Origin of the sequence: Companilactobacillus mindensis DSM 14500 (assembly GCF_001434275.1) — a bacterium.
Classification (GTDB): Bacteria; Bacillota; Bacilli; order Lactobacillales; family Lactobacillaceae; genus Companilactobacillus; species Companilactobacillus mindensis.
Genome location: NZ_AZEZ01000031.1, coordinates 1 through 7,499, shown reverse-complemented (window position 1 = coordinate 7,499; position 7,499 = coordinate 1). Strand labels below are relative to the sequence as shown.

Here is a 7,499-nt window from a genome sequence, read left to right as displayed (position 1 = left end):
GTACGTACGGTGGTGTGAGAGGTCGGTAATTAAAAGTTACCTCCTACTCGATTTGCTTTAAATAAAATATTGAATCATTAGATTTAATATTTTAATACAACTAATGTAAAGCAAATAAAAAACCGTTTAGTCTGGGGTTTCATGGAAGATGTGAACAACCAAACTTGAAAAGAACTGCATAATAGTTGATATGGATTATTTTTATGGATTATCATTGGCAAAACCGGCGAGCAGCACTGAGACTGTCACGTTTTTTACCATTCATTATTTGCTCGGTTAATTTTAGTCGGTGCTCGATTTGATTCAAGTGGAGTTTCGATTCATTGAGAGATTCTTGAGCTCGTTGTTGCTGCTCTAATAATACGGCATAACGCTTTTTGATTGAAACTGGGCCGTGTTTTTGACAGAGTTTGATATAAGACTTGATTTCTGGCAATGGCATACCTAGTTCACGAAAGAATTTAATTCCTTTCAACCAAACTAAGTCTTCGTCATCGAAGATCCTTTGTTCTTCGGAATTTCTTTTCAAATTGGGAATCAAATCAAGGTCGGTGTAATAACGAATCGTTGGGACTGGTATTTGTAATTTTTGACTTACTTCAGAAATTTTAAACATCTAATCGCATCCTTTGAAGGATGATTCTATTCAAATCAATCGTAGCATGTTTGAAGAAGAATAAATCAAAAAAGAGTATACAAAAAGGACTGGATGACCACACCCAGTCCCTTCGTGACACAAGCCAGATCGAGATGTCCGACTATTAAATACGTATCAGTTTCATTATAACATTGATTCTGTTGGATTAAAATAATAATTTTTAAAGTGATTATGTTATATACTGCTAATAATTTAGCAAATAAGTCGATTTTTTTATATAAAAATTGTCTATTTTAGTTTTGCTTAATAAAAATATTTAATTATAGCAAACTTTAATGTAAAAAGTAGTGAAAGCTAATAATTATTAAGGCTAGCTATTGTATAATAAAGACAAGGAGGCGAAGCTATGAGTCGCACACCATATACGTATCAAGATACTGATGCTTTCAAAAGTACGGAACAACTAATAATCAGAGGTCGTTTTTTTGCGACGACTGTAACTGATCAGTTTAATCAATTTGAACCTAAAAAAAGAAACATCCACAAGATTTTAAACATCAAAAATAAATTATTGGTGCCTGAACTTTTGGCCGTTAAACGAGAAAGAATGTCCAAGTCGCTCTTTGCTTTTTTTCGTGGAACAGTCGATGTGATGCACTATGATATGTCACGACACGAGAATAGTGGCATCAAAGTTTTAGTAGGTGGGGATGCCCATTTAGGAAACTTTGGTTTTTACGGATCATCGGAAGGACAACTGTTGTTCGATATGAACGACTTCGATGAGGCCCACTTAGGTCACTGGGAATACGACTTAAAGCGGCTATTGGTCAGTGCGTTGATCGTTGCTAGAGCACATAACTTTGTCGAAACCGATGTGCAAGGATTCTTGTTGACAGTCGTTGACACTTATTTTGATACACTAAAACACATGACAAAAATCTCCGAAATGAAACGTTTTATTTTACCAAATACGCTTCAAAATATTACGGAAATTTTTGGTGAGCTAAAAGATAATGAGGAATACTTTCAGGAATCATTCAACAATATGATTGCCAAGAGCATCAAGAAGGCTCAGAAGAGCAATTCCAAATTAGTTATCGAAAAATATACTGAAATCAGTGCTTCAGGGGAACGCCGTTTTGTCGAGAACAAACCAGTTACTCAACATATCAGCGAGAAAGACTACAAGAGTGTCGTTGATGGCTACAAGCGCTACAAGAAGAATCAACGAAGCGACATCAGACTCTTTTTGGAAGATTTCGATATTGTCGATATCGTTCGTCACAGCGTTGGCGTTGGTAGCGTTGGAACGCTTTGTTATTTGATTTTGCTCCAAGATTTAGATAGTAACTATTTGGTTTTACAAGCTAAACAAGCTTTGCCAATTTACAATGATGACAAATTGTATTCCGATGATGAGGTCACACAAGGGCAAAATATAGTTAACAGTCAACTGATCCTTCAAAGTGCATCTGATCCATTCTTGGGGGCTTTTGACACGAAGAAATACAGTTTCTATATGCGTCAGTTTAAGGATATGAAATCATCGATCAATTTGGACAAGTTGGACTTTGAGTCATTTGAAGATTACACCAAAGTCTGTGTCATTTTGCTAGCCAGAGCACATTCTCACTCGCCGAACTATCCATTGATTATCGGTTTTGGTGAAGAATACGCCGATATTGCTAACTCGTTGATGAACTTTACTAACAGTTACGTTAAGCAAGTTGAGTACGATTATGAATCATTTAAAAAGGAACAAAGGGATAAAGGTTAAATAAATATATGAAGGCTAAATATTATAATAGGGATTTAAGTTGGATATTATTCGATGGTCGTGTGATTGACCAAGCGTATGATCCCAACGTACCATTACTAGAAAAATTACGATTCTTAGCAATTGCTTCAAATAACTTGGATGAATTTTTCCGTGTTAGAATGCACAATATTCACACATTAGTTGATGAGCACAAGTCAGAACGAAGAACTGGTTATTCAGGTAAGGAAATTCTCGGTTTAGCTTATGAATATAACCGTGCCAATATTCTCCGTCAATATGCAGCCTACGATAATTTGATCAAAGAAAGTGCCGACCGTGGGTTGTTCCACCTGATGAAATATCATGAATTGACTGATGAAGAAAAGAAAACTGTCAAAAAATTCTACAACAAAAAGCTCGTACCCCGTTTGGATATGCAACGATTTGCTGAAGAGTACAAATTCCGTAAGAACTTATATTTCTTGATGAAGACTCCTAAGTACAATTACGTTTGTCCAATTCCAGAAGATATGGATCGACTAGTCGAAACTGGTGTCGACAATCACTACATTTTGATTGAAGACGTCATGCGTCACTGTTCTAAGGACTTAATCAGAAAATATAAGATTTCCAAGATGATCGTCTTTCGTGCAACTTACGACAAGAACAAACCTTATGATTTTCTAGATAAGAATTTAACCGATGAACAATATTTGAACACGATGATCAATTACGTTGATACGCGTGATCTACGTGAAATCATGCGAGTAGAATTCTCTGGTGAAGATGAACAAAAGGGCCGTGAATATTTCTCTAAACTACTTGGTATCAACAAGAAGGGTGTTTACAAGATTCCTGGACCAGTTGATCTGAAGTTCTTGGGCGGTTTCTTCAAACGTTACAAGACTCATAAGGATATGGTTTTCCCAAAGTTCAAAGCTTTGGAGTGGAATTCATCCAAAAATATTTTACAGTATCTCAATAATTCACCTATTTTTGTTCAATATCCTTACGATTCATTCAGCGTCTTCATCAGTTATTTGGAAGCAGCTGTCAATGATCCTAAGACGACTAAAATTTGCATCACGATTTATCGGACGGAAGAAAATTCAGATCTTTTGAGATTGCTACAAGAAGCTGCGGCTAAGGGAATCGAAGTCACAGCGGTAGTTGAACTCAGAGCTCGTTTTGATGAAGTTCACAATATCGAAGTTGCCAAGATTTTGAAGAAAGCCGGTGTCAGAGTTCTCTTCGGTGACAAGGTCAACAAGGTCCACTCAAAGATCTGTTTAGCTTTGCACGCTGATGGTACAGGGTACGTTCAAATCGGAACTGGTAATTACAATGCTATTACGGCTAATGTCTTTTCCGATGTCAGCTACTTTACCAGTGACCAAAGATACATCGACGATGCTACGAAATTCTTTAACTACTTAGTGACTGGTGAAAAGAAACCTTATCAATTATTTGCCACTTCACCAAATGGAATTGCCGAGATGGTTGTCAAAAACATCAAAAAAGCAACAGCTGCTTACTTGCGCGATGGTCAAGGCGAGGTCTTTATGAAGATCAACGGTTTGACGGATGTCGAGATTATCAACGCTATCTATGCGGCAGCTGAAAAGGGCTTGCCATTTAGATTGATCGTCAGAGGAACATGTTCATTGAAACTTGGCGTCTGTGGTCCTAAAGAAGATATTCGGGTGAAGAGTATCGTCGGAGAATTACTCGAACACAGTCGAATCTTCAAGTTCCAATATGGCAACAGCCACACCGATATTTGGATTTCCTCAGCCGATATGATGACGAGAAACTTGGAACGTCGGGTTGAATTGGCAGTTCCCGTGGTTGAAGAAAAACCAAGACGTCAGTTATTAAAGATTGCCAAGATGTTCTGGAAAGATACTGAAAATTCATATTTCATGAATGATGAAGGTACTTATGCTAAGAAAGATGAGAAGCATGGTTTTTCAGCCCAACAATCTTGGATCAATCGCTTGGAATGGCGGAAATATATTAAAACTAATTAGTCGAGCGTACGTGCGCTTATCTTAGATGAAAAAAATAGTCCCTATCAACTATGTGTCGTTGATAGGGACTATTTTTTTGAACTTATGAATTAATCGTTGAAGTTACCTGATTCAACATCCTTGATGAATGTTTCAAGGTGATCGAAGTAAACTGGAGCGTTATCGATCATGTGGTGGTGACCACCGTTTGGTGTTGTGACAAGACGTGCGTGAGGGATTTCCTTTTGCATGATCTTGGCAGTAGCGATAGGCATAGTTTCGTGTTCACCGAAAGTCAACAATGTAGGAACAGTGATTTCTTTAAGGTGTTTTCTGAAGTGCCAGTCCTTTAATTTACCAGTGATAACGAATTCGTTGTCGCCTTGGAATGTGTTGTAAACAGGAACAGCAGTTGTATCGACCAAATGTCTGATAGCTGTTGGTTGTTTACGGTCAACATATTCAGCGTTTAAAATGTCAACGTAGCTTTGGTAAGTAGGATCTGAAAGGTTGTTTTCAGCTTCGATTTTTTCCATGTACTTAACTTTGTCAGGACCTAAAGCATCCATACGACATTTGTTGATATTTTTAACATAGTCGTCAATTTCGTCGACCATACTTGAGATGATAGCACCCTTTAGGTGTTGTCCATATTTAGCAGCGTACATTTGAACTAAAGCGCCACCCCATGATTGTCCAATGAGGTAGAAGTTATCTAGTCCAAGTTTTTGTCTAACTTCTTCAACTTCTTCTAGGAAGTAGTCGTATGTTAGATATTTTTTAGCGATTTCGGGGTCGCTGTAATCTGGTTGATCGGAGTACCATGAACCGAGTTGGTCGTAGAAAGTTACTTGAACGCCCAAGTCAGCTAGTTTGTCGCCGAAGTTTTCCCAGTATTCGTGGTTTCCACCAGGTCCACCGTGTAGGCAAAGCAATTTGATATCGCCGTGACCAGCGGTATGTGTCCATAAGTGGTATCCGTTATCCAAAGTGAGGATTGTTGTTCCTTGTTTCATAAAATAGTCACCTTCCTGCAAGTAATAATAACCAGTATATATCTATCTCTTAGTTTATTTCAAATATTCTATAATATTATTTTAATAATTCTAATGAAAAGTTTATTTTATATTTTCGTGAAACATGTCTTAATATTTAAGTGTTTGAAATAATTATGATAAAATTAATACGTATGTATAAAGGGGCGATATGATGAAGAAATTGTTGATCAGTCTATTGTCTGTGGGGATGCTCTTGGGAATATTTGGTGTAGAAGGTTTGAATCAAACCGGTTCACCTAATGTAATGGAAGAAACAGTTCAAGCAGATACAACAAACGATAGCAATACGAAAACAATCAATTATGAAGTACTTAAAGAAAATTCTAAAGCTTTATCAACGATGAATACACTTTTCACGAAGAGTGCCAAAATCACACCAAACGATGACGGAACTTACAAGGTTACTTTGACAGCTCGAGTTCCGGGACTCAATCAACTCGATGTATCGACAATCGATAATCAAACACCTAAGGTTTCAACCATCGATAACGATTCACATCACATGAATATCAGTTTCAATATTAATGGGTTGGAAGATTTGAACAACGATATTCCAGCTACTGTAGCTCTACAAACGAAAGTTCTACGGTTAGATGTCGATAAGCAAAACGTTAATTTTATGTTTGATCCTAGTTCCATCGAAACACAAGGGACAGGCAGTTCATTTGCGGACAGTCTAAATAAAATCACTAACGCTGAAAATGATTTAACGACGGCAGCCAATAATGCTAAAAACGTCATCAACGATATTAACTCGGCTGCGGATTCGGCCAACGACATTATTTCAACGCCAAAAACTGATACAACCAACAATACCGCTACCAACACAACGACAACTAATAATCAAAATACTTCGGATTCGACAGAACCCAAAACGGTTTTGCGTGAATTGACATACAAGATTGCCAAAAATAATGGTGATGGTTCATTGATCTCACCATACTTCACTAATACGGCCAAAGTTATGCAAAATCCCGATGGAACTTATTACGTCGAAATTACGATCAAATATCCTAAGAAGTTCGGGAACAATGCCTTTGAAATTAATTTGGTCAATAATCAAAAACCATCCAATTTGAGTTTCAGAAGCGAAGGCGACAGCAATTACATCACGTTCGATTTTCCAATCAGCAAGATAACTGATTTGAGCAAATTGATCCCTGGCAATATTAGTTTGAACGTCCCTGACTTTGGCTTGAACAAAGATCTCGGCTTCAATCTTGATTTTGACAGTTTGGACCCATCTGATTTGAGTAGCTTGTTAAATAGTTCAGATACTTCAGGCTTATTGTCAGATTTGAGCAGCTTGAGCAATCTTGGCGACATCAAACCGGCTGAATCAGCCACTGCTGCAGCATCACAAACTAAAGGTACTTTACCTCAAACAGGTAATGCGACGAATGATATTTTGGCAGTAATCGGCGGATTAGTTTTGATTCTCTGGTTGGTTTTATTAAAGGGAACTTATTTGAAACGTTAGAATAATTACATAGAAGATCCTCTGATTCCGTTCGGAATTGGGGGATTTTTTGAGTTAAGCCGAAAATTATGTTCGGATTTGGATTTGTGATGTATATTTAATTTAAAAACGTAGATATGTCACAGCTTTTTGTGCATTTGAGGTAAAAAAATGAAAACAATCATGTTAGCTTGTGCTGGCGGAATGTCATCGTCATTATTAGTAACACGTATGAAAAAAGCGATGGTCAAACGTAATTTAGAATTCAATATTTTTGCGACTGGAGCGGACGTGATTCCTGATGAATATCGTAAAACTCATCCAGAAGTAATTTTGATAGGTCCACAAGTCAGTTATATGTTGGCGAAAGTTAAACCAGAAGTTGATGTACCAATAGCAGTTATTGATAGTAAGAGTTACGGTTTGATGGACGGTGAAAAAGTACTTGATCAAGCGTTGGCAATGATGTAAATACTCAAAAACTAATCATCTCCCAAATCACTTGCAAAATCGGCAAGCAATTCGTGAGATTAGGCAAATACTCAAAAATTAACCAGGTTTGTTTCACTCTCTGATTCCTACGATTAGTCAAGTGGATATATAGAAAATGAGA

General features: G+C 37.2%; 6 protein-coding genes. 4 read left to right on the top strand and 2 right to left on the bottom strand.

The window, feature by feature from the left end:
* Window positions 1-211 precede the first annotated feature (211 nt).
* Window positions 212-616 carry a MerR family transcriptional regulator gene (locus FD29_RS03555; protein WP_057887589.1) on the bottom strand — a complete coding sequence of 135 codons (405 nt, stop codon included), beginning with the start codon at window positions 614-616 and terminating at the stop codon, window positions 212-214.
* A 388-nt stretch (window positions 617-1,004) separates the two neighbouring features.
* On the opposite strand from FD29_RS03555, the gene FD29_RS03550 reads away from it, so the two are divergent.
* Together FD29_RS03550 and ppk1 are read left to right on the top strand one after the other, a co-directional pair.
* A complete protein-coding gene (locus FD29_RS03550; protein WP_057887588.1) occupies window positions 1,005-2,378 on the top strand; it encodes a DUF2252 domain-containing protein in 1,374 nt (457 codons plus the stop codon).
* 8 nt (window positions 2,379-2,386) lie between these two features.
* The gene (ppk1, locus tag FD29_RS03545) at window positions 2,387-4,390 is read left to right on the top strand and encodes a polyphosphate kinase 1 (RefSeq protein ID WP_057887587.1); all 2,004 of its coding nucleotides are present in this window, start codon (window positions 2,387-2,389) and stop codon (window positions 4,388-4,390) included.
* Window positions 4,391-4,479: 89 nt separating this feature from the next.
* On the opposite strand, the gene FD29_RS03540 is transcribed toward ppk1, so the two are convergent.
* Complete coding sequence (locus FD29_RS03540) at window positions 4,480-5,385, bottom strand: proline-specific peptidase family protein (RefSeq protein ID WP_057887586.1); 906 nt, start codon at window positions 5,383-5,385, stop codon at window positions 4,480-4,482.
* A gap of 190 nt (window positions 5,386-5,575) precedes the next feature.
* Here FD29_RS03540 and FD29_RS03535 point away from each other — a divergent pair, with 190 nt between their 5' ends.
* Together FD29_RS03535 and FD29_RS03530 are read left to right on the top strand one after the other, a co-directional pair.
* Complete coding sequence (locus tag FD29_RS03535; RefSeq protein WP_147007990.1) at window positions 5,576-6,907, top strand: LPXTG cell wall anchor domain-containing protein; 1,332 nt, start codon at window positions 5,576-5,578, stop codon at window positions 6,905-6,907.
* Between the two features lie 150 nt (window positions 6,908-7,057).
* Entirely contained in the window at window positions 7,058-7,357 is a 300-nt protein-coding gene (locus FD29_RS03530; protein ID WP_057887584.1) for a PTS sugar transporter subunit IIB, read from the top strand.
* Window positions 7,358-7,499 lie beyond the last annotated feature (142 nt).